Origin of the sequence: Candidatus Nitrosotalea sp. FS (genome assembly GCF_011319475.1) — an archaeon.
Taxonomy (GTDB): domain Archaea; phylum Thermoproteota; class Nitrososphaeria; order Nitrososphaerales; family Nitrosopumilaceae; genus Nitrosotalea.
The window spans coordinates 4,048-4,814 of the sequence record NZ_RCMC01000304.1; the positions used below are offsets into that span (position 1 = coordinate 4,048).

1 pseudogene is annotated in these 767 nt (G+C 41.9%); it reads left to right on the forward strand.

From position 1 onward, the window contains the following. Positions 1-8: 8 nt before the first annotated feature. Positions 9-636 (forward strand): annotated as a pseudogene (locus DYY66_RS16770) (hypothetical protein); the annotation flags it as partial. Positions 637-767: the final 131 nt, after the last annotated feature.

Genomic DNA, 767 nt, shown 5'->3' on the forward strand with positions numbered 1-767 from the left:
TTCCAGCCTTGTATCCTGTCAATGCCAACTGGATTTCTATAACAAAATCTCCACCGACCATTCTTAATGGAGGATCAAATTTTGCCATTTCTACCAGTGACTGGCCAGATGCACTGAACTGGATCAAAAACAACACTCCAACGGATTCTGTAGTTGCATCCTGGTGGGACTATGGATACTGGATCCAGACCCTGGGAGAAAGAAAGACACTTGCTGACAATGCTACCATTGATACAAACGTTATAGCAAATATCGCAAGAATGCTTTTGAGCTCACCTGATGAGGCATGGAAGATGCTAAACAAGGCAGGTGCAAATTATGTTCTAGTTTATGTCGTAGGCCAAAAGTTTACCTCAAACGGCCAAGACCTTTACATACTTGGAGGCGGAGGAGACGAGAGCAAGAAACAGTGGTTCATAAAGATAGGCGGCCTTGACCAAACCAAATTCCTTCAAGACGATTCGTTTACACCAACCAACAATTTCTGGCAAAATACATTGCTTGGACAAATGTTCCCATTTACTCCTCTAACATACTATGATCCAAATACTCACAGCGAGTCGCCTACCTATAGTGCAGGCTTGACTGGAATCTATTCTAAAGTTATCAAGTATCCTGGAAATGGCAACGGACCACNACAAACATATTCTACAGGCTTGACTGGAATTTACTCTAAAGTTATCAAGTATCCTGGAAATGGCAACGGACCACTACGTTTAGTGTATACATCTTCAAGCTTGAATAGAACTGATTCTGGTGTATTTTCT